This is a genomic window from Avibacterium paragallinarum, assembly GCF_900450705.1.
Lineage (GTDB): Bacteria > Pseudomonadota > Gammaproteobacteria > Enterobacterales > Pasteurellaceae > Avibacterium > Avibacterium paragallinarum.
Window position 1 is genome coordinate 136180 of the sequence record NZ_UGHK01000001.1, and the last position, 22295, is coordinate 158474.

Here is a 22295-nt window from a genome sequence, read left to right on the forward strand (position 1 = left end):
AATTATGCTTGTGGATTCATCACTTCATCAAATGAAGCCGCTTTTTCACTCACTTGTGCTTTCGCTAAGACCGCATCAACGGCTTGTTCCTCTAACACTGCATTGCGAATATTATTCATTAACTCTTTGTTATTTTTATAATATTCCACCACTTCTGCTGGCTGCTCATAAGCTGACGCAATTTCGTCAATCATTGCGTTTACGCGATCTTCATCCACTTTTAATTCATTTGAAGCAATCACTTCTGCGAGTAATAAGCCAACTTGAACGCGACGTTTTGCTTGCTCTTCAAATAATTCGCGAGGTAATTGTGACGCTTGTTGTTGGTTGCCACCAAAACGTTGTGCCGCTTGTTGGCGTAACACATCAATTTCTTGTTCAACTGCTGCAGCTGGGACATCAATTGGGTTTTGTTCAATTAAACCTTCGATAACTTGATTTTTAACGCGTGCCGTTAAAGCATTTTTCAATTCACGTTGCATATTTTTAGCAATTTCTGCACGTAAATCTGCTACGGTTTTAGTGTTTGGACCAAATTTCGCCACAAACTCGTCGGTTAATTCAGGCAATACCATTACTTCCACTTTTTTCAAGGTAATGGCAAATTTCGCGGCTTTACCTTTTAAGTTCTCAGCGTGGTATTCTTCTGGGAAGGTTACACCAATATCAAACTGCTCACCTGCTTTATGTCCAACAATGCCTTCTTCAAAGCCAGGGATCATTCTGCCTTGCCCCATTGCTAATACGAAATCAGTGGCTTTGCCGCCTTCAAATTCTTCGCCATCAACACTTCCAACGAAGTCAATAGTTACACGATCATCAGCTTTTGCTGGCTCTTGAGTTTCTTCCCAAGTTGCTTGTTGTTTGCGTAACACATCAACCATTTTGTCAATGTCTGCTTCGCTGATTTCAACAACAGGTTTTTCAACTTTGATTTGATCTAAACCTTTTAATTCCACTTCTGGATACACTTCAAAGGTTGCGGTGAAAACAAGATCTTTACCCGCTTCAAATTGCTCAACGTTAAATGTTGGGCGACCCGCTAGATTCACTTTGCTTTCAACAAGCACGTTGAAGAAGTGTTTTTGTAATAGATCACCTAACACATCTTGACGCACAGACGCACCAAAGCGTTTTTCAATGATATGTGGTGGCACTTTACCTTTACGGAAACCATCTACGCGTGCATTTTTTGCTACACGTTTTAATTCTTCACGCACCGCTTGTTCTACGGTTTCAGCTGGAACGGTGAGAGTTACACGACGCTCAAGACCTTGAGTTGTTTCAATATTAAATGACATTATGTTACCTCAAAATGAATTTGCACTCGGCGAACACTAACACCGAACACGTTAGTAAATAAAAAGTTAAAAGACATCAGATTATAGCGATACAACACTCGCCCGTCGAGATATTGAGAAATAAAAAAATACAATTGGGCATTTTTTAACCTAAAAACTTCATTCTATAAGAATGATAATTTAGAAAAGATAATGTATTTAATTTTAAATACAAGGAAAATCGATCCTGACGATGCTTTGATACACTGGAGAGTGTAATAAATTGATGAATTGCTATCTTTTATCTTATTGATAAAAATGTCAAAAATCCCTTTTCTGGCAAAATTTAGATTTTTATGCTAAAATAGCAACTATTTTATATATTTAATTTTTATTTTTAAGCTATTTTATCCATTTTATGCTAACAAAATTTTGAGAGTAGGAGAAACTAAGAAGTTTAAAGTATAGCTCTCAGCCATAATACACAACCCTTAATAAATCATAAAACCTAGAGGAGAACCTTATTTTGTCTTTTTCAAATTTTATCCAGCAAAAATCCTCATTTAACCCCTTTGTGATTGGGGCAACTTTATTACTGGTTATTTTGTTGCTCGTTGCAACGTTAATTTTGCCAGAAAAAACCACCGCACTTTTAGATTGGGCGAAAGCGGGGGTGTTTGCTAATTTTAGCTGGTTTTATATTTTAGCTTTTTCCGTTTTCCTTTGTTTCTTATTCGAGTTGTCGGTCAGTAGCTTGGGTAATATTAAGCTCGGAACGAATGAAGAAGAACCTGAATTTTCTTTCCTTTCTTGGCTAGCGATGTTGTTTGCCGCTGGAATGGGGGTTGGGTTGATGTTCTTCGGCGTAGCAGAACCGCTCACCCATTATTTTTCCGCCATCACCACAGGATCGCCCGAACATAAACAGCAAGAAGCCTTGTTGCACACCTTTTTCCACTGGGGCATTCACGCTTGGGCAGTGTATGGGGTGATCGCCTTAGCACTCGCTTATTTTGGCTTCCGCTATAAATTGCCGTTGGCGTTGCGTTCTTGCTTTTATCCTTTATTGAAAGATCGCATTAACGGTAAAGTAGGCGATGTGATTGATATTATGGCGTTAGTGGCGACCCTTTTCGGGATTATCACTACCTTAGGATTTGGTGCGGCACAGCTCGGTGCAGGGCTAACTCAGCTTGGCGTGGTGGCTGAAAATAGTTTCGGCTTGCAAACGGTGATTATCGTTGTGGTGATGTCCATTGCGGTATTTTCCGCCATTTCAGGGGTGGGCAAAGGGGTGAAATTACTCAGCGAAATCAATCTCGGCTTAGCCCTCGCTTTAATGTTGTTTATTTTAATCGCAGGCCCAACCCTATATTTGCTCACCACATTTAGCGATAACATTGGCATTTATTTGAGCAATTTAGTACGCCTAAGTTTTAAAACCTATGCCTATGAAACGGAAAACACCTCGTGGTTTACGGGCTGGACGGTGCTTTATTGGGCGTGGTGGTGTTCGTGGGCGCCATTTGTGGGCTTGTTTATCGTGCGTATTTCCCGCGGACGCACCATTCGCGAATTTATTTTCGGCGTGCTAGCCGTGCCAAGTTTATTCTGCGTCTTGTGGTTCACCGTGTTTGGCAACAGTGCGATTTGGTTAGAGCTAAACGTGGCAGAGGGGGCATTGCACGCGTTCACCTCCGCACCAGAAAAATTGTTATTTAAATTCTTAGATTATCTTCCGCTTTCCGCATTAACGGGCACAATGGCGTTGGTGATTATTTCTTTATTTTTCATCACCTCCGCGGACTCGGGCATTTATGTGTTAAATAATATGGCATCACGGGATAAAAGCCTCTCCGCACCGCGTTGGCAAGCCATAATGTGGGGTGCGGTGATGATGGTGCTGGCTATCGTGTTAATGCGTGAGGGCGGTTTAGGCACGCTTCAAACAATGACTTTATTGGTCGCACTTCCCTTTGCAATGTTGATGTTAGTGATGTGCGTAAGTTTATGGAAAGGCTTGAACGCGGATCAAAAATATTTCGCCGCCAAAGTTACCCCAACCAGCCTGTTATGGACGGGGGAAAAATGGCGAGAGCGTTTGGGGCAAATGCTTAATCAAACGCAAGAAAAGGATATTTTAAAATTCCTTAACCGCACTGCTTTGCCTGCGATGCGTGAGTTGCGTCAAGAATTGGTTAATGTGCATAATTTGAACGTGGAGGTGGCGCAAGCCTTGGATTCTGACGAACCAAATGTGGAGCTTATCATCAAGAAAGAATCAATGCGTGATTTTATGTATGGAGTGAAATCCGTAAGCCACGAAATTGCCTCGCAGTTGGTTGATGATGAAAATCTCCCGCATATTCAGCATTCCGTCACTTACCAGCCGATGACTTACTTCGCTGACGGTCGTACGGGCTATGATGTGCAATATATGACACGTAACGAACTCATCGCCGATATTTTGCGTCAATATGAACGCTATCTCAGCTTGCTAGAAGACGTGGGGCAAGAGCTAATGTCGCACGAGCAAACGGAGCTGGCGGAATAATTTAAGCGATAGCAACGAATAAAAACAAAGTGCGGTCAAAAAAATGATAGAATTTTGCACCGCACTTTTTACGCGAGCTTTTCTCGCTTTTGATGTTTATGGAGAACTTTATGGATACCGCATTTATCTTATCTGCCATTGTTGGCTTGGGTATTGTGGCACAATGGCTGGCTTGGTATTTAAAACAGCCCTCAATTTTATTTTTATTGCTGATCGGCATTGTAGTCGGCCCCGTGTTGAATTTGTTCAACCCTGATGCCATTTTGGGCGATTTGCTCTTTCCTTTTATTTCCCTTGGCGTTGCTGTCATTCTCTTTGAGGGGGCATTAACCCTCGAATTTGACGAAATAAAACAACACGGCAAGGTGGTGCAGCTCTTGGTTTCACTCGGAATGCTCATCACCGTCAGCGTGATTTCTGTTGCCACTTATTTTCTGTTTGATGTGGATTGGCGCATCGCCTTGCTGTTCGGTACATTGGTGTGCGTAACGGGCCCAACGGTGATTGTGCCATTGTTGCGGAGCGTTCGCCCCAACAGCAATATCGCCAATATTCTTAAATGGGAAGGCATTATCATTGACCCCATCGGGGCGATCGCCGTGGTATTGGTGTATGAATACATCATTTCAGGCGGGCAAGCCAGTGAAATCGGCACGTTCGCTAAAATCATCGGTGTGGCGGGTGTCATTGGTTTAGTGGGTGCTTGGGTGCTGGCGAATTTAATCAAACGCCATATGATCCCTGAATATTTACGCAACGTCTTTGTACTGGCTTACATTTTGTTACTGTTCACCGCCTCCAACCACCTTGCTCACGAATCAGGGCTATTAACCGTTACCGTGCTGGGCGTGGCATTGGCAAACTGGAAAGGTTTCCCCAAAGATCATATTTTGGAATTTAAAGAATCCCTCACGGTGTTGCTGATTTCCACCTTGTTTATTATTCTTGCCGCACGGGTGAATTTAGCACATTTGGTCGGCGTAGGAATGGCAGGAATTTTGTTGTTATTCGTGGCGATGTTTATCGCTCGTCCACTTGCTATTTGGTTTTCGTCTATTGGCTCAAGTTTAACCTTAAATGAAAAGTTGATGATTAGTTGGATTGGCCCGCGCGGAATTGTCGCCGCAGCCATTTCTTCTCTGTTCGCGATTAAATTGCAAAACACCCAACTGCAAGGCGTGGAATTGCTCGTGCCATTGGTGTTTACCATTATTATCGGCACGGTGTTAATTCAAGGCTTGGGGGCGAAAGCCATTGCGAAATTGTTGAACGTGCAAGAAGCGGTGTATAAAGGCGTGTTGATTATCGGCTCAAACCCTGTTGCCTTGGCGATCGCCACCTCGCTGAAAGAACAAAATGTCGATGTGCTGGTTGCCAGCCGCCATTATAACGAAGTAGCAAAAGCCAGAATGCTCGGGCTTCGCACTTACTACGGCAACCCCGTGTCCACTCACGCAGATGGCCATTTGGATCTTATCGGATTAGGTAATATGTTTGCCATTAGTACAGATAAAGAACTCAACACTTTGTCAGAAATTCATTACCGCCACGAGTTCGATAAAAATAACATTTACCGCATTCGTTTCAGTGATGATAGCAATCAAACGGAGCGTTACGATATTCAAGATAACTACCGCTCCAACTGGCTATTCGGTAAAAACGTTACCTACGCGAAGCTCGCCAGTATGCTAGCAAAAAATGCCCGAATTAAAGTAACCAACCTCACTGATAGCTATACCTATCAAGACTATAAAGCGACCAATAAACAATTTGTCCCGCTCTATACCATTGATGATAAAGGCTTTATTTCTATTATCAATGAGGAAAATAGCGTACCAACAAATTGCCGTATTGTGGCATTGGTGGCAGAGCAATAAAGCACAGAAACCATCAAAAATAGCAGTTAAAAATATATCTCTAAAAAATTAGGTTATACATGAAGGTGTGAATTTATTGGAAAATATAATCAGTTTATTTAGATAACAAGCCCTTAGAAAAAATAACATAAATAACTTATTTACATTTTTTCTTATAATGAAAATTCAATCTTCTAAAGTATTCCTGAAATTTAAAACTTACGAAGCTAGAAAATGACTTGAGAATTTTAGATTTTATGTAAGAATATTATGTGGTATATAAATACGGATAATTAGGCTATAACAAATTTTTATTATTGATAGGTTTAATATGATAAAAATAATCAACTATATTAGAATGCATTTTCTAGTTTTAATCTTAGGATTACATGGTATATTAGCAATTTTAATGACTGGCACTGCATTAAAATGGTATAGCATTTTAGGTTATGTTGCTTTTTTTAGTTTAGGGTTTAATTATCTACGTTTAGGAAGTTATATACTATTTATAATTTGGAGCTTTATTAGCATTTCTTACCTTCCACAAGTCATATTATACGGTGATGTATCTTCAGGAATGATTGCTTCATTATTTGAAACAAATGCTAATGAAGCATTAGAATATTTAAAAGAAATACCTTTATATATTTATATAATAGCTATATGTTACTTATATTTTAGCTGTTATATCTTGTATACTGCAAGCAAGCAATATTCTATTGTCTAATCCTTATATTTTCAATAATTTATCGTCCAATCAAATATATTTATTCTGATAATCTTCCTTTTTCATTAGTAAACTCGAATTTTCCTATGATCTCTTTCTTCCTTGAGAATTATGCTCTTATTAAAGAGTATAAACAAGAGCGAATTTTATTAGAAAAAGCAAAATCTCAGCCTTCTACATGGAAGATAGAATCTGTAATACCCAATTACCCTTTATATATTTTAGTCATCGGGGAAAGTATGAGATTAGATTACTTATCTGTTTATGGATTCCCTTTAAATACAACGCCATTTTTAGATAAATCTAACGGTACTTTTTATCACGGATATATCTCAGCAGCACCAAATACACAGCCTTCTTTACTTCGTACGTTATATCAATTAGATAAGAATAATAAAATAATTGCTCAAAATAATCTTATTTCTTTAGCAAAGGATGCTGGGTTTAAAACATATTGGCTTTCTAATCAGGGGATGGTTGGAGAATATGATAATGCGGCATCTCGTGTTGGACGGCAAGCAGATTTTTCATTTTTTACAAAGAAAGGAGACTATAAATTCAAAAATACATTTGATACTGAATTGCTTCCACATTTTAAACAAATTATTAATGAACCATCAAATAAACCTAAATTAATTGTATTACATTTGATAGGCTCTCATCCTATTTTTTGCGAAAGATTATGGCAAAAAGTAGAATTCAGCTATATAAATGAGAACTTATCTTGTTATTTACAAAGTATAAAACAAACTGATTGGTTATTAGAAAATATTGTAGAGGAACTAAAATTACAAAACAAAAAATATTCTTTATTATATTTTTCTGATCATGGATTATCTTTACAAAATAAAAGTAGATTGGGGAAACTAACATTATCCGTTGGTAATGAGACCAAACAGAATTATTTAGTACCATTATTTATTTTGGCTAGCGACGCTAAAGAGCACCAAATTATTCCGATTAAACAAAGTGCGATAAATTTTTTATATGGATTTAGTCAGTGGCTTGGTATCACTTTAATTGATAAATCTTTAATACAATCATCATTCTGGCAAGGTAGTACAGACCCCATAAAAGTTTACGATTGGAATAACTGGGTTGAGTTTGATTTATTAAAGAATGAACCGGCTATTAAACCATAATAAGATAAGAATACATTGCCTATAAAATTTTTATAGGCAATGAATGAACTATTTTTAGTGGGCTTCATCCCAGTTATTGCCCACGCCCACATCAACAATCAGTGGAACGACGAGTTGGGCGGCGTTTTGCATTAGAGATTGGATTTGCGAGCGGTAGTGATCTACACGGTCGGTTTTCACTTCAAACACCAATTCATCGTGGACTTGCATAATCATTTTGATGTCGGGATCTTGGTGGATTGCCTGATCAATGGCGATCATCGCACGCTTAATAATGTCCGCTGCCGTGCCTTGCATTGGGGCGTTGATGGCGACACGTTCCGCCCCTTTACGCCGCATTGCGTTGCTAGATTGAATGTCTGGCAAGTATAAACGGCGACCGAATAGGGTTTCCACATAGCCTTGTGCTTTGGCTTTTTCGCGAATGTCCGTCATAAAGGTTTGCACGGAGGGGTAGCGTTGGAAATACAAATCCATATATTTTTGTGCGTCCGCACGTGGAATACCTAATTGGCGGGACAGCCCGAAAGCACTCATTCCGTAAATCAAGCCGAAGTTAATGGCTTTGGCACTGCGGCGTTGTTCGCTGGTTACCTCATCAAGGGGGACGCCAAAAATTTCCGCTGCGGTGGAGCGGTGAATGTCTTTGCCCTGTTGGAATGCGGTGATCAGCCCCTCATCTTGCGATAAATGTGCCATTATGCGAAGTTCGATTTGTGAGTAATCCGCCGCGATAATTTGATAGCCTTCGCGAGCAATAAAGGCTTGGCGAATACGGCGACCTTCTTCGTTGCGGATTGGGATATTTTGCAAATTGGGATCGCTGGAGGATAATCGCCCTGTTGCCGTTACCGCTTGATGATAAGAGGTGTGAATCCGCCCTGTGCGAGGGTTGATCATCAGCGGTAATTTATCCGTGTAAGTGGATTTTAATTTTGACAAGCCACGATGTTCAATCAGTAATTTCGGCACAATATGCCCCTGTTGTGCCAATTCTTCCAATACTTCTTCATTGGTAGAAGGTGCACCTTTTGGCGTTTTGGCGATAATCGGTAAACCGAGCTTTTCAAACAAGATTTCTTGTAATTGTTTGGTGGAGGCGAGGTTGAAAGTTTCCCCCGCCGCTTGGTGAACTTGGCTTTCAAGTGCGGTCAGTTTTTCGCTAATTTCTTGCGATTGGGCGAGCAAGGTTTGGCTGTCCACCAACACGCCGTTGCGTTCGATGCGAGAAAGCACGCCAACCAACGGCATTTCTATCTCGCTAAATAATTGCACTAAGCTTTCCGTTTGATCTAAGGTTTGCCATAGGGTTTGGTGCAATTTCATTGTGATTTCTGCATCTTCTGCCGCGTATTCGGTGGCTTGGGCGATGGCGATTTTGTCAAAGGTGAGTTGTTTTTTGCCCTTGCCTGCAATGGCTTCAAATTCGATGGTTTGATGCTCCAAATGACGTTTTGCCAGCTCGTCCATATTGTGTCGCCCCGTGCTGTTTAGCACATAGGATTCGAGCATTGTGTCAAATTTCACTCCTTGCAATTCAATGCCGTTGTTGGCGAATACGGTGAGATCATATTTGATATTTTGCCCCACTTTTTGGATCTCAGGGTTTTCCAAGAGAGGCTTGAGAGCGGCAAGGCAAGCCGTTTTATCCAATTGATTCGGCACAAGGGCAAAGTGCGTACTGGCAGGGGCTTCTGTTTCGCCGAATAATTCCCCTTGGGGCTGGCTTTCCGTTGCTACTTCTTCTTGGTGAGCCAGCGGAATGTAGCACGCTTCGCTATTTTCTAACGCGAAAGAAATGCCCACTAGATTGGCTTGCATTACGTCTAAATTATCGGTTTCCGTATCCACGGCGATGAATTTCGCTTGCTGAATTTTGCCGATCCACGCATCAAGTTTCTCTTGGCTATCCACTGTTTCATATAAAGTGCGGTCAATTTTGACGCGATTTTTTACCGCACTTTGTGTACTATCTGCCACCTCTGGCGAGCTGGCAAATTTCGCACTTTGCAAATCCCCTTTGGTTAAACCGCTTTCACCCTCCATCACTTCGTTGAGCCAGCGTTTAAATTCATAACGAGCAAAATATTCAATCAATTTATCCCGTTGATTTTCCCCCAGATGAAGTTCTTCGGGCTTCATATCGAGCGGCACATCGGTTTTAATCGTAGCGAGGGTGTAAGATAAGTCAGCATCCGCTTTGGCAGCGAGCAGTTTTTCCCCCAATTTTTTTGCTCCACGAATAGGCAAAGTGGCAACTTTATCCAAATTGGCATAGATTTCCGCCATACTGCCAATGCCTTGCAACAAGCCGAGTGCGGTTTTCTCCCCCACGCCTGCGACACCGGGGATATTGTCCGCACTGTCGCCCATTAAGGCGAGATAATCGATAATCAGCTCAGGGGGAATGCCGTATTTTTCAATCACCCCCTCACGATCAAGCAAACTGTTGTTCATCGTATTGATGAGCATAATGTTATCGTCCACCAGCTGAGCCATATCTTTATCACCCGTGCTGATTAACACTTTTTTGCCCGCTTGAGAGGCTTGCACCGCGAGCGTGCCGATCACATCATCGGCTTCCACGCCCTCAATGGATAATAGCGGAATGCCGAGGGCTTTGATAATGGCGTGCAACGGCTGAATTTGTTTGCGAAGATCATCAGGCATTGGCGGGCGGTGCGATTTGTATTGCTCAAACAATTCATCACGAAACGTCTTGCCTTTTGCGTCAAACACCACCGCAATATGGCTCGGCTGTACCTGTGCAATCAAACTTTTCAGCATATTCAACACGCCATACATCGCCCCCGTAGGCTCGCCGAGAGAGTTGGTGAGCGGTGGAAAAGCGTGAAACGCACGGTATAGATAAGAAGAACCATCAACTAAAACAAGGGGATTTTCTGCTATATTTGCCATTATATTCTCATTAAATCAGAGTGAAAATTGTCGGCTATTATAGTTGAAATAAGAAAAATAGCCTACTGCCTCGAAAAAGTGAGAAACACATAATGAGTAAACTATTTCAGGAGATCTTCACTTTTTTTGTGAATCCATTTTCCTTTCTTTTTATCCATATATTGGAAATATTCATTAGAAAAGGTACCTTGAACACAAGTTAATTTATCTTTTCGGCAATTAACGACTTTGTCTTTTAATGCATTATTTAATGTGACGGGACCTGTTAAACAAAATACGCCATTTTCTGTTCTACCCTGCTCAATATTCTCAACAATTAGTATGAGTGTATCTAATAAAAATGAATTTCCTTTTTTACTTGCAATAAAAAAATTTGTATAACTATCACGCCTTTTAATTAAAACCTCACTATCATTCGGCTTGATAATTTCTTCAAGCTTCCATACTAAATGACCATCTATATCAATATAAACTCCGCCCTCATTGTATAAAACAAATAAACGCCAAAAATCCGCTTGTGCAGCACCATCGTTTAGTCTTATATAAGCCTCATAAAAACGCTGAGGAGCATTTTGTTTAATGTATTTTTCTCGTTCTTCTGTTCCCATATAACGATAATTGAAAGAAGGTGAGAAAAAACGGTTAATTAAATAAGTACAGTAAATAGGTAACGTTACTTTATTAGTATAATTAGTTTGCCAAATTGTAGGGGATATTTGATAGTTTAAATTCTCTTTTCTAGCTGGACTAAACTCAGGTAGGGTGAAACGTTTTCTAGGAAAAAGGAAATGAAATGGATAGCTCAGCGTTTTAACAACATTACCAATTAATCTTAATACAGAATTTGTAACAAGAATTTTCTTTGAATTTAATCCGTATTTCATTTTATGACCCATTCCCCAAAAAATATAAGTTTTGAGAACAGTGTACCACATAAGCATTTAAAGATTAAACAGGGAAATAATGATACTTTTCAGCTTGAGTTTATAGCGGGCTTTCCACCTGTAATCGTTCGTAAATTTCACTTATGGTGAGTATTAGACAGGAACGCACGAGTTTTTCTTTGCGTTGGGTTTTGATTTGGTAGCTGAGGGAGTCGGGATCTTCCTTTTCTTCGGGGAAATTCAGCAGGCTTTTGTCTTGTTGCAAATGCAGGCTTTGCATAAACGCAATGATAAGGGGATCGAAAAAGCGGTGATCTTTTTCGTCATTATTGAGCTTTTCTTTGAATTTGATAAAGGCATTGAGATCTTCAAAAACGTCGTGTTCGATCACGCCAAGCCCAAGTAGAACTTTCAGGCGGATAGACAGCTCAAAAAGCGGGCCTGAAGTCATAAAAAGGGAGTCTACCACGGATTTCACTGCAAAATCCGTTTTGCGGAAAACGCGATTGATGAGGCTGTCCACCGCCTCATCAAAAAGGGCAACGCTCGCGGTAATGAAGCCACGAATGGAGGTGGCTTCGCTCAATTTTTCATAAACTGGATCGTCCAATGATAGCTTCCTAAAAATTGGGTAGACAAAGTGCGGTTAGAAAAATTCGTATTTTTTGCACCGCACTTTTGAATATTCGCAAATAGCCCAAGTTTATCACACTTGGGCGGTAAATTTACGCGAGTTTTTCATAGGCTTGGGCGATTTGTGAAATCACTTCGTGATCTGGCAATTCCGTGAATTTCTCAAGGCTTGGAATAACCCCTTGCTGAGCGAGGGCTTGTTGCAACTCTTGGGCTTGCGGATCGTTTTCATTGCGATAGCACAGGGCGGTGGCAACTGCTTGCATAAGGTGTTGATGAGGCAAATGGTATTCCAATGTGCCACGCAACGGCTTAATCAAACGATCGTTGTAGCTCAGTTTTCGCAACGGCTCACGCCCTACGCGATCCACATCATCAACCAAATAAGGGTTGGCGAAGCGGGCGAGAATTTTTTCAATATAAGCGGCGTGAGCTTGCGGATCGAAGCCGTAGCGTTTAATCAACACCGCCCCGCTTTCTTCCATTACCGCTTTTACAAAGGCTCGCACTTCAGGATCTTCAATGCTCTGCTTAACAAATTGATGCCCTTTTAGTTTGCCGTAATAAGCGGTAACGGCGTGGCCAGTGTTGAGGGTGAACAATTTGCGCTCCACAAATGCCATCAGATTATCCGTGAGTTCCATTCCCTCAATGTGCGGAATATCGCCTTTGAATTGGGTTTTATCCACGATCCATTCGCTAAATTCTTCCACCGTAACCAACAGCGGATCTTGCGGATCAAGTTGCACTGGCGGCACAATGCGATCCACCGCACTATCCACAAAGCCAACCAATGCGTCCACTTGTTGCTGCTGTTTTTCATCTAAATAGTGAAAAACCTGCTCTTTTAAGAAGGTTGTGCCACGCACCATATTTTCGCACGCAATGATATTGAGTGGCTGTTTGTTGCCTGCTTCAAGACGTGCCACCAAGCCTTTGGCAATGGTGCTAGCAATAATTTTTAGTACATTTGGCCCAACGGCAGTGGTGACTAAATCCACTTGTTTAAATAAGTCAATCAGGGCATTTTCATCTTTTGAATTAACGCCTGTTACATTAGACACCAGCTCAATTCGATTAACCGTTTCCCCCACCACTTTTACGTTGTAGCTTTTTTGTTCTTGTAATAATCGAATAACATCATCATTCACATCGGCAAAAATCACTTCAATACCACTGTCGGCGAGCAATTTTCCGATGAAACCACGCCCGATATTTCCTGCCCCAAAATGTAATGCTTTCATTTTTTTCTCCAATAACATCAATAATGAGAAATGGCATCGCAAAAACGATGCCATTTTTGACCGCACTTTAAGATTTAAGTAAGGCTAACACCTCTTCCACATTGTTTGTGGTGGTCAATGTTGCAATCGCTTCTTCGCTGTCTAAAGCGTTGGTGATAGCGGTTAGCACTTGAATATGTTCATTATTGCGTGCGGCGATACCAATCACTAATTTCGCTACGCCGTCTTCTTCCTCAGTAAAGCGTACGCCTTCAGGATATTGACATACTACGATACCTGTTTTCAATACGGCATCTTTGGCATCAACTGTACCGTGTGGCACGGCTAAGCCTTCGCCTAAGTAAGTGGAAACTAATTCTTCGCGTTCAAACATTGCGTCCACATAACTTGGTAACACAAAGCCTGCTTTCACTAATTGTTCACCCGCAAAACGAATGGCATCTTGTTTATTTTCTGCTTTCAATCCTAAGAAAATTTGATCCGCACTTAGGTTGAAGGTTGCACCGTCCATTTCTGCCACTTCTACGCTGTCTGCCGGTTTTGCGGCGGCGTCTGCAAAATGCACTTTTAATTCATTCACCAAATTATCATAGAATTTATTATCTAAGAAATTGGTTAAAGAAAGATGCATTGCATTTGGCACTTGTTTTTGTGCGCGTAAGGTTAGGTCTTGGTGCGTGATCACTAATCTTGCGTTATCTGGCAAGTCATTGATTGCACAGTTCGCCACCTTAATTGGCAAGCCAGCATCTTTCACTTTTTTGCGTAGCATACTTGCACCCATTGCGCTTGATCCCATTCCTGCATCGCAAGATACAAAGATTTTTTGCAAGCCTTTGTAATCGGTTACTGGTTTTGCCACACCGCCTTTCATTGCTTTTGATGCTGCTTGCGCTTCTTCTAATTTATCTGATGTGTCTTCTTTTTGAATTTTTAAGAAGAACGCGGCAATAAGGAAAGAAACCAATGTTGCTAATGCCACGGAACAAAGCACGCCAAAGATAGAATGGGCAGGAGTCATCGCCAATACGGCAATAATCGAACCGGGTGAAGCTGGTGCAATAAGCCCTGCATTAAATAACACTAAGGTAAATACGCCTGTCATTCCCCCTGCGGTAACCGCAATTAATAGACGTGGATTCATTAACACATAAGGGAAATAAATTTCGTGGATCCCACCGAAGAAGTGGATCACCGCCGCTCCACCTGCAGTTTGTTTGGCTGAGCCTTTACCGAATAAAATATAGGCTAATAAGATGCCTAATCCCGGGCCTGGGTTAGCTTCGATCAAGAAGAAAATAGATTGACCAACTTCTTGAGATTGTTGAATACCTAATGGCGAGAAAATTCCGTGATTGATGGCATTGTTAAGGAAAAGGATTTTTGCTGGCTCAACAAAAATAGAGGTTAAAGGCAACAAATGAGCTTGCACAAGCACATCAACCCCAGCCGCTAATGCAGTAGAAAGCACTTTCACCGCGGGGCCAACCACTAAGAAGAATAGAATGGCTAGTACCATTCCGATAATGCCTGATGAAAAATTATTCACCAACATTTCAAAACCGCTTTTGATTTTACCATCAGCCCAGCGGTCAAAACGTTTAATCGCCCAACCACCTGTTGGCCCTGCAATCATTGCACCAAGGAACATTGGAATATCTGTCCCAATGATTACCCCAGCGGTTGTGATCGCACCTACAACCGCACCACGATCGCCACCGACTAATTTCCCCCCAGTATAACCAATTAATAATGGCAATAAATAGGTGATCATCGGCCCAACGAGTTTCGCCAAGGTTTCATTCGGCACCCAGCCCGTTGGAATGAAAAGTGCGGTGATAAATCCCCACGCAATAAATGCCCCAATATTTGGCATTACCATATTCGATAAAAAGCGTCCAAAACTTTGAACCTTAAGCTTTGCATTTGCAGATAACATAATTTACCTCATTTATAGAGAAACGATTTGCGTCCATTTAATGAACGAAAGCATATCAAAGGCAAAATCAAAGCCAAAATTTTTTAAGTCAGAAATGTGAGTTAGATCACAATATATTTTGGAGTATAAAAATATAAAATGTGATACAGATCACAGTTTGTATAATAAGCTGTCAATTTTGCTCTTAATTACTATTTAGAACTATCTAGAGAGAAGGAAAGCTAAGTAAAGGATTATTTTTTATAGTATGGAAGAAAGTCGAGGGTCAGAAAAGCCTTTTTATTGCGATTTTATCCGAAGAAGGGTAACTCTTGAACTCGACTTTGAATATGAATGTAGCATCATAATAAATTTATGACTTTTTACATTTTAATAGCAACCTAACTGCATTTAATTGCTCAGCGTAAACCGTATTGGAACAACATTAATTTCCTGTAGCCCGAAAGGCTTTGGACCAACAGATTGTGCGTTTTTCACCGCATTCAACGCGGCATTATCTAAATCGGCATTGCCTGAGGATTGTGCCACTTTAATATTACCAATCGTTCCGTTATTTGCTACAGAAAAGGAAATCTTCACTATACCTTGCTTACGCATTAATTTTGCACGCTGTGGATAGCGTTTTTGCCGTTCAAATTCTCTGCGTAGAGCTAAAAGATAGGCTTTCACCTCATCTGTGCTGTTTCCTTTGCCCACCAAATTAGGGTTGTCCACCGTGGCTTTACCTAATCCTGTGGCGACAGAATCTATTTTCGCTGCAGAATCTACATTACGGTCACCCTTTGATAGATCTTTATTTTTTATCGCTTTATTTGATTTTTCTTTTGGCTTTTTCTTTTCTTTTGGTTTTTCTTTTTTCACTTCCGTGACTTTTTCAGGCTGTTGCGTCGGATCAGGCACATCTTCCTTCGCCACAGGTTGAGGTTCAGGCTTCACTTCTGGCTCAGGCTCAGGGACTGGAGCAGGCTCAGGTTCGACCATCATTCCTTGCAACATTTCCATTGAAATGCTGGTGTCGATCAAATCAGCCTGATAGCCATTAGCACTGTCATCAGATCGTAACGCATAAGCAATCCCGCCGAACAAAAAACAATGAAAGAGCAAAGAAGCTAAAAAGCCAAACCAAGAACGCTGTTTGTTCGTCATTTATTTGCCTTTTCTTTCATCGTCACAATGGCAACGTTTTTGATGTCATTTTTTGCCATTAAATCCGTTAGGGTTACGAAATCTTGAAATGTCGCTTTGGCATCCACTTTAAGGGTAACTTTTTGATCTTTTGCCCAGCTTGCCACTTCTTTTTCCATCTGAGCTAAATCCGTCGGCTTATCGTTAAAAAAGATTTCGCCCGTTTCTGTAACGGTTAATAATTTTGCCAAGTCATCCGACTTAAATGCCACTGTGCTACTGGCTTTTGGCACGTTCACTTGAATTTTACCTTGCGAAATAAAAGACGCGGTAATTAATACAATCGCCAACAGCACCAACATAATGTCAATGAAAGGGATAATGTTGATTTCATCAAATTTTTTCACGTTATGCCCCTAGCTGTTTTTCTCGTTTAAGGCTTTCCATTTTAGGCGATTAACTTCTACTTTGCGTTGCAAGCCGTTGTAAAACACCATTGACGGAATGGCAACCAAAATTCCCACCGCAGTAGCTTTTAGAGCAAGAGAAAGGTTGAGCATAATCGCCGCAGCATCAATATCACCGCCTGAATTTCGCAATTCATAGAAGGTTAATAAAATTCCGATTACCGTCCCCAATAATCCAACATAAGGAGCATTAGACCCGATGGTAGAAATAATGGTGAGATTGCGGTTGAGATCAATGTCTAGCTCGTGGATATTGGAGTATTTGGCAACATCAACACGGTTTAGGAAAACAAAGCGTTCAATCACAAACCATACCATAATAAAACTCATTAACCCGAGCAAACCAAGAATAATATAATCAATGTAATGTTGTAAAAATGCGAATAATTGTGGCATTGGAAAATCCTTAACGCTGACTTCAAAATAGAATTTAGGCAATCCGCCTATTAATTAGTATTGAGAATTAATTTCAATTAGATTACGAATTGTAACAAAGAAAAATTTATGGGTCAAAGCACCAATAAAAAAGTGCGATGAAAAATGACCGTACTTTTATTGATTTTTTAGCTACAAAAGAAAAAGACGAAAGCAAACACTTTCGTCTTTAAGAGGAACTGAAAAATAAGATTTTTTATTCCGCGTTTTTAGATTATGAAATTTTCTCCACCCTCGCCTGTTTCACCATATTATCTGCCACTTCTAAGATGGTGATTTTTAAGCCGTTAATCTCGCAAACCGTGCCTTCATCGGGGATTTCTTCTAAATGCTCTAGAATTAAGCCGTTGAAAGTGCGGGCTTCGTCGGTGTCTAGATGCCAGTCAAATAGTTTATTCAAATCACGGATATTAGCAGAACCTTCGATAATCATCGAGCCGTCCGATTGTTGAGTGACTTCTTCATCAATGGAAGGGGCGGTTGAGGTGGTAAATTCGCCGACAATTTCTTCTAAAATATCTTCCAGCGTTACTAAGCCTTTAATATCGCCATATTCGTCCACAACTAAACCAATACGCTCTTTTTTATTGCGGAAATTAACTAATTGTGCGTTTAGCGGTGTGCCTTCAGGGATAAAATAAGCCTCGTCCACCGCACGAATAAGGGTTTCTTTGCTAAATTCATTTTTGTCCAACATTAAGCGGTAAGCCTCACGCACCCGTAAGATACCCAGCACATTTTCGTCCATACTCTCTTTGTATAGCACCACTTTGCTATGTGCGGAATGGTTGAGCTGACGCATAATAGCTTTCCAATCATCATCAATATTAATACCGCCAATATCGTTACGCGGCACCATAATATCGTCCACCGTCACTTTTTCTAAATCTAAAATGGAAAGCAGCATATTTTGGTGGGCGGAGGGAATAAATTGCCCTGATTGGTTTACAATAGCACGCAATTCTTCGGTGCTTAGCGAGCTAGTTTTAACTTCATTTTTAACTCTAAATAATTTCATTAAGCCACGAATAATCACATTCATCACAAAAACGATCGGGCTAAAGAGCTTTAATAATGGCGTGAGAATATGGCTGGATAGAAATGCCACTTTTTCAGGATAAAGTGCTGCAATGGTTTTGGGGAAAATTTCAGCAAAAATCAGCATTGCAAAGGTTAATATTCCCGTGGCAATCGCCACGCCCATATCCCCATACAAACGCATACCAATAATGGTGGCGATGGCGGACGCGGAAATATTAACAAGGTTATTACAAATTAGGATCAGGCTGAGCAAAATATCCGTTTTTTTGAGCAATTTCTCGGCTTTTTTTGCTCCTTTATGCCCCTTTTCTGCCAAAAAACGCATACGGTAGCGGTTGGCAGATAACAGCCCCGTTTCAGAGCTAGAAAAATAAGCGGATAAAATCAATAAAATAATTAAGGTGATAAATAACGTACTAAGGGGAATACTATCCAAAATTAAATCCTTTCTTTAACTCATTATTCTTGGGAAAGCCTGAGATTAAAGGCTTAGCCCAAATGCGACGCGGCTGCCAAAATAGGCAAGCGAGAGCAAAATCATACCTGAAATGCAATAAATGATCATCTTTTTTCCTCGCCAATGCCATTTCCAATGTCCAATCAATGCGATGCCAATCTCAAGCCAAGCAAGAAAAGAAAACACCGCTTTTTGCACATTGTGCGGGGCAAAAAAATCTGGCAAATAAATCGCCCCTGAAATCAGCGTCAAGGTGAGCAAAATCTCACCACTAAACATTAGGCGGAAAAAATGGCGTTCCACCGTCATCAATGGTGGAATAATGGGCGATAACGCCAATTTTTTATTTTTCAAATTGCGATCAATCCACCAAAGTTGCACCGCATATAAAGTTGCAATAAAACACAAAGCATAAGCCAACAAAGCCAACCCAATATGCAAAAATAAGCCTAAGTTGTGGCTTAAATGCTGGATAATCGAAAATGGTAAAAATGCCTGTAAAATCAAATTGATAATGGCAAGGCAATACACGATCGGCAACAAAAACCACAGGGTATTGACGCGAAAACCGATGGCACAAGTGGCAAGCATTGCCACAATCACGCTAAGCAATGAGCTAATTTCGATCAAGGTGAAATCTTGCTCATTGAATAAATGCGAGAAAAGCAGGGTTAAGCTCAGCCCGTGCAACACAATGGCGAAAAGTGCGGTGCTAAAAAATAGCGTTTTATTCGGTTTCTTCGCCTGCTCCCCTGAATGGGCTTTCAGCAACATTGGCGTAATAAAGAGAATACTCGCCACATAAAATAACATTGAAAAGACGGCAAATCCCATTTTTATTCACCCTAAATCCAAATCAAGAATTATTTTTATTCTAGCCTCGCGGAGGTAAAATCGCTATAAATTTCTTTCAAATGATGAAAATCTGTGGGATTTCAGTATAATTGAAGCAATTTTTTCTTTACGTCGTTTCTCAAAATAACACAAGGCAAACCAACGTCGTATTATTTTGCAATCAAGCGACCACAATCCAACCAAATTTAGGATAAACAATGTTTGAAAACCTTTCTGACCGCCTGTCTAAAACCCTGCGTAACATTACGGGGAAAGGGCGTTTAACTGAAGACAATATTAAAGACACCCTGCGTGAAGTGCGAATGGCATTGCTCGAAGCGGACGTTGCCTTGCCTGTGGTGCGTGAGTTTATCAACAAAGTGAAAGAACGTGCGATTGGTGAAGAAGTCAATCGTAGCCTTACCCCTGGGCAAGAATTTCTCAAAATCGTGCAGTCTGAGCTTGAAAAAGCGATGGGTGAAGCGAATGAAAGCCTAAATCTTGCCACTCAGCCACCAGCGGTGATCCTAATGGCGGGTTTACAAGGGGCGGGGAAAACTACCAGCGTAGGGAAATTAGCCAAATTCTTGAGTGAACGTCAGAAAAAGAAAGTGATGGTGGTGTCGGCGGACGTGTATCGCCCTGCGGCGATCAAACAGCTTGAAACCCTTGCCCAAGCCGTAGGCGTGGATTTTTTCCCTTCAAGTAGCGAGCAAAATCCCGTTGAAATTACACAAGCCGCTCTTGCCGAAGCCAAGCTCAAGTTCTACGATGTGTTGATTGTGGATACCGCAGGTCGCTTGCACGTTGATAGCGAAATGATGGAAGAAATCCAAAAAATTCACACCGCACTTAACCCTGTGGAAACCCTTTTCACGGTGGACGCAATGACAGGGCAAGATGCAGCCAATACCGCAAAAGCCTTTAACGAAGCCCTCCCACTTACTGGCGTGATTCTCACCAAAGTGGACGGTGATGCGCGCGGCGGTGCGGCACTTTCTATTCGACAAATCACCGGCAAACCGATTAAATTCCTAGGGGTTGGGGAAAAAACTGACGCCCTTGAGCCTTTCCACCCTGATCGTGTGGCTTCACGCATTTTAGGAATGGGGGATGTGCTTTCGCTCATCGAAGATCTACAACGTTCTGTGGATCAAGAAAAAGCGGAAAAAATGGCGAAAAAATTCCAAAAAGGCGATGACTTCACTTTGGAAGATTTCCGCGATCAGCTCGTTGAAATGAAAAAAATGGGCGGAATGATGACTATGTTGGAAAAACTTCCAGGGGCGAAAAACCTCCCCGATCACGTTAAAAATCAAATGGACGATAAAATGTTCATCAAAATGGAAGCCATTATCAATTCAATGACCTTAAAAGAGCGTGCCAAACCTGAAATCATCAAAGGCTCACGCCGCCGCCGTATCTCCCTTGGCTCAGGTACGCAAGTGCAAGATGTTAATAAATTGCTCAAACAATTTGACGAAATGCAACGTATGATGAAAAAAATGCGTAAAGGTGGAATGGGTAAAATGATGCGAAGTATGAAAGGAATGATGGGCGGAATGGGCGGCTTAGGTGGTCTTGGGGGATTATTCAAGCGTTAGTGGGTAAATACTGATGATTCCAAATATAAGGAAGTAATATAATTGTTAGTATAGTTAACTAGAATAACCCTTTGTGAAATCTGCACATAATATAATGATAGTAGGTTATCTGTATCTTATTTGTGTGCAGATTGATGTTAGTGAATTATTTGAAACATTAAATATGCATATTTAGATGACCAATTCTTACGCCTAACATTCCCAAAGCTATAGGGTCAAGATAGTCGCCTAAAAATTTAAATAATTCTGTTAATTCACTGAATGTTCTATTTATTTTTACTTGATCTTCAACTTTACGCGTAAATTCATAAGTGATTTTTCCACCTTCAATATGGGCATCTAGGGTGATATAGATTTTTTCAAAAAAATGGCTATTTGCCCCTTCCTCACCGGGATCGCTAATTCGCACATTCCATTCGTTACTAAATAAACGCTCTGTTTTTATTGACATCATAATATCCTCTCATTACAACTTTAATTAAGAAAAACCCGATTATAAAACCTTTGTTATCAAAAATTTTATAATCGGGCTTTTCAAAAATTTTTCCTCGATGTTTTTCGTTACGTTGATAGCTACCTTTACCTTTTCGTTTTTTTTCAATTCGCTGACGAAATAATTTATCTGACAATAAAGCCTGAATTGCGTTATCTTGGATTACACCTTTATTGTGTAGATAGATGGTACACCCTTTTGCATCAGCAACGGGGGTAAAAGATTTTTTCTTTTTCATCATTGCCTCTCAATATCGTTAAAAATAATGCCCTATCTTGGGCGGGCATTATTATAGCTGAGAAATTATAAAATTGCTAAAACACTTTCTGGAGGGCGACCAATTTTAGCTTTTTCGCCATTTACCACAATCGGTCGTTCAAGCAAGGCAGAATGTTGTGAGATCGCTTCAAGTAGCTGTGTTTCCGTCAAGACAGGATTATCCAATTGTAAAGTGCGGTATAAATCATCTTTCGTTCTCATCATTTCTCGTACAGTATTGAGTTGCAGTTTTTGGGCTAACTGTTGCAAAAAATCTACGGAATATTGTTGCTCTAAATAAAGCTCAATTTCGGGATTTATGCCTTGTTGCTGTAATAGAGCAAGGGTTTCACGGCTTTTGGAGCAACGAGGATTGTGGTAAATTTTGATGGTCATAGAAAAT

19 protein-coding genes are annotated in these 22295 nt (G+C 40.7%); 5 read left to right on the forward strand and 14 right to left on the reverse strand.

Annotated elements, in window-relative coordinates:
- Positions 1-2 precede the first annotated feature (2 nt).
- The gene (gene tig / locus DXZ23_RS00895; RefSeq protein ID WP_017806898.1) at positions 3-1301 is read right to left on the reverse strand and encodes a trigger factor; all 1299 of its coding nucleotides are present in this window, start codon (positions 1299-1301) and stop codon (positions 3-5) included.
- A gap of 505 nt (positions 1302-1806) precedes the next feature.
- On the opposite strand from tig, the gene DXZ23_RS00900 reads away from it, so the two are divergent.
- The 4 genes from DXZ23_RS00900 to DXZ23_RS00915 all read left to right on the forward strand — a co-directional run bounded on the left by DXZ23_RS00900 (position 1807) and on the right by DXZ23_RS00915 (position 7559).
- A complete protein-coding gene (locus DXZ23_RS00900) occupies positions 1807-3834 on the forward strand; it encodes a BCCT family transporter (RefSeq protein WP_017806899.1) in 2028 nt (675 codons plus the stop codon).
- Positions 3835-3944: 110 nt separating this feature from the next.
- Positions 3945-5711, forward strand: a complete 1767-nt coding sequence (locus DXZ23_RS00905) for a cation:proton antiporter (protein WP_035695620.1) — start codon at positions 3945-3947, stop codon at positions 5709-5711.
- A 388-nt stretch (positions 5712-6099) separates the two neighbouring features.
- Entirely contained in the window at positions 6100-6417 is a 318-nt protein-coding gene (locus DXZ23_RS00910) for a hypothetical protein (protein WP_123797043.1), read from the forward strand.
- A gap of 86 nt (positions 6418-6503) precedes the next feature.
- Positions 6504-7559: a phosphoethanolamine transferase gene (locus tag DXZ23_RS00915; protein ID WP_021723777.1), complete on the forward strand. Its 1056-nt coding sequence runs from the start codon at positions 6504-6506 to the stop codon at positions 7557-7559.
- 54 nt (positions 7560-7613) lie between these two features.
- Here the strand turns inward: DXZ23_RS00915 and polA are convergent, their stop codons facing one another.
- From polA to DXZ23_RS00965, 10 genes are all read right to left on the reverse strand, one after another.
- Complete coding sequence (gene polA, locus DXZ23_RS00920) at positions 7614-10478, reverse strand: DNA polymerase I (RefSeq protein WP_017806903.1); 2865 nt, start codon at positions 10476-10478, stop codon at positions 7614-7616.
- A gap of 101 nt (positions 10479-10579) precedes the next feature.
- Positions 10580-11362 (reverse strand): glycosyltransferase family 32 protein, encoded by a 783-nt coding sequence (locus DXZ23_RS00925; protein WP_017806904.1) that lies wholly within the window; start codon positions 11360-11362, stop codon positions 10580-10582.
- Between the two features lie 100 nt (positions 11363-11462).
- Positions 11463-11972, reverse strand: coding sequence for an MltR family transcriptional regulator (locus DXZ23_RS00930; protein ID WP_017806905.1), 510 nt, complete (start codon positions 11970-11972; stop codon positions 11463-11465).
- Between the two features lie 115 nt (positions 11973-12087).
- On the reverse strand, positions 12088-13239 hold the full coding sequence (locus DXZ23_RS00935; RefSeq protein ID WP_017806906.1) for a mannitol-1-phosphate 5-dehydrogenase: 1152 nt from the start codon (positions 13237-13239) through the stop codon (positions 12088-12090).
- 67 nt (positions 13240-13306) lie between these two features.
- The gene (locus tag DXZ23_RS00940) at positions 13307-15178 is read right to left on the reverse strand and encodes a PTS mannitol transporter subunit IICBA (protein WP_017806907.1); all 1872 of its coding nucleotides are present in this window, start codon (positions 15176-15178) and stop codon (positions 13307-13309) included.
- A gap of 390 nt (positions 15179-15568) precedes the next feature.
- A complete protein-coding gene (locus DXZ23_RS00945) occupies positions 15569-16324 on the reverse strand; it encodes an energy transducer TonB (protein WP_017806908.1) in 756 nt (251 codons plus the stop codon).
- Complete coding sequence (gene exbD, locus DXZ23_RS00950; protein WP_017806909.1) at positions 16321-16710, reverse strand: TonB system transport protein ExbD; 390 nt, start codon at positions 16708-16710, stop codon at positions 16321-16323. Before exbD ends, DXZ23_RS00945 begins: the two co-directional genes overlap by 4 nt.
- Before the next feature lie 9 nt (positions 16711-16719).
- Entirely contained in the window at positions 16720-17166 is a 447-nt protein-coding gene (gene exbB, locus DXZ23_RS00955) for a TonB-system energizer ExbB (protein WP_017806910.1), read from the reverse strand.
- Between the two features lie 253 nt (positions 17167-17419).
- Positions 17420-18682 (reverse strand): HlyC/CorC family transporter, encoded by a 1263-nt coding sequence (locus DXZ23_RS00960; protein ID WP_017806911.1) that lies wholly within the window; start codon positions 18680-18682, stop codon positions 17420-17422.
- A 45-nt stretch (positions 18683-18727) separates the two neighbouring features.
- Complete coding sequence (locus DXZ23_RS00965; protein ID WP_017806912.1) at positions 18728-19537, reverse strand: cytochrome C assembly family protein; 810 nt, start codon at positions 19535-19537, stop codon at positions 18728-18730.
- A gap of 218 nt (positions 19538-19755) precedes the next feature.
- Here DXZ23_RS00965 and ffh point away from each other — a divergent pair, with 218 nt between their 5' ends.
- Positions 19756-21141: a signal recognition particle protein gene (ffh, locus tag DXZ23_RS00970; RefSeq protein WP_017806913.1), complete on the forward strand. Its 1386-nt coding sequence runs from the start codon at positions 19756-19758 to the stop codon at positions 21139-21141.
- A gap of 157 nt (positions 21142-21298) precedes the next feature.
- Here the strand turns inward: ffh and DXZ23_RS00975 are convergent, their stop codons facing one another.
- The 3 genes from DXZ23_RS00975 to arsC all read right to left on the reverse strand — a co-directional run bounded on the left by DXZ23_RS00975 (position 21299) and on the right by arsC (position 22288).
- A complete protein-coding gene (locus DXZ23_RS00975; protein ID WP_017806914.1) occupies positions 21299-21592 on the reverse strand; it encodes a DUF5377 domain-containing protein in 294 nt (97 codons plus the stop codon).
- Positions 21564-21875 (reverse strand): alternative ribosome-rescue factor A, encoded by a 312-nt coding sequence (locus DXZ23_RS00980; protein WP_021723786.1) that lies wholly within the window; start codon positions 21873-21875, stop codon positions 21564-21566. Before DXZ23_RS00980 ends, DXZ23_RS00975 begins: the two co-directional genes overlap by 29 nt.
- Before the next feature lie 62 nt (positions 21876-21937).
- Positions 21938-22288, reverse strand: coding sequence for an arsenate reductase (glutaredoxin) (arsC, locus tag DXZ23_RS00985; RefSeq protein ID WP_017806916.1), 351 nt, complete (start codon positions 22286-22288; stop codon positions 21938-21940).
- Between the last annotated feature and the right edge of the window lie 7 nt (positions 22289-22295).

What these genes read in the sequence shown, in the direction of transcription:
- DXZ23_RS00980 (WP_021723786.1), bottom strand. Translation starts at nt 21,875, where the DNA reads ATGATGAAAAAGAAAAAATCTTTTACCCCCGTTGCTGATGCAAAAGGG.
- tig (WP_017806898.1), bottom strand. Translation starts at nt 1,301, where the DNA reads ATGTCATTTAATATTGAAACAACTCAAGGTCTTGAGCGTCGTGTAACT.
- ffh (WP_017806913.1), top strand. Translation starts at nt 19,756, where the DNA reads ATGTTTGAAAACCTTTCTGACCGCCTGTCTAAAACCCTGCGTAACATT.
- polA (WP_017806903.1), bottom strand. Translation starts at nt 10,478, where the DNA reads ATGGCAAATATAGCAGAAAATCCCCTTGTTTTAGTTGATGGTTCTTCT.
- DXZ23_RS00935 (WP_017806906.1), bottom strand. Translation starts at nt 13,239, where the DNA reads ATGAAAGCATTACATTTTGGGGCAGGAAATATCGGGCGTGGTTTCATC.
- DXZ23_RS00975 (WP_017806914.1), bottom strand. Translation starts at nt 21,592, where the DNA reads ATGTCAATAAAAACAGAGCGTTTATTTAGTAACGAATGGAATGTGCGA.
- DXZ23_RS00905 (WP_035695620.1), top strand. Translation starts at nt 3,945, where the DNA reads ATGGATACCGCATTTATCTTATCTGCCATTGTTGGCTTGGGTATTGTG.
- DXZ23_RS00940 (WP_017806907.1), bottom strand. Translation starts at nt 15,178, where the DNA reads ATGTTATCTGCAAATGCAAAGCTTAAGGTTCAAAGTTTTGGACGCTTT.
- exbB (WP_017806910.1), bottom strand. Translation starts at nt 17,166, where the DNA reads ATGCCACAATTATTCGCATTTTTACAACATTACATTGATTATATTATT.
- DXZ23_RS00925 (WP_017806904.1), bottom strand. Translation starts at nt 11,362, where the DNA reads ATGAAATACGGATTAAATTCAAAGAAAATTCTTGTTACAAATTCTGTA.
- DXZ23_RS00965 (WP_017806912.1), bottom strand. Translation starts at nt 19,537, where the DNA reads ATGGGATTTGCCGTCTTTTCAATGTTATTTTATGTGGCGAGTATTCTC.
- DXZ23_RS00910 (WP_123797043.1), top strand. Translation starts at nt 6,100, where the DNA reads ATGACTGGCACTGCATTAAAATGGTATAGCATTTTAGGTTATGTTGCT.
- DXZ23_RS00945 (WP_017806908.1), bottom strand. Translation starts at nt 16,324, where the DNA reads ATGACGAACAAACAGCGTTCTTGGTTTGGCTTTTTAGCTTCTTTGCTC.
- arsC (WP_017806916.1), bottom strand. Translation starts at nt 22,288, where the DNA reads ATGACCATCAAAATTTACCACAATCCTCGTTGCTCCAAAAGCCGTGAA.
- DXZ23_RS00915 (WP_021723777.1), top strand. Translation starts at nt 6,504, where the DNA reads ATGATCTCTTTCTTCCTTGAGAATTATGCTCTTATTAAAGAGTATAAA.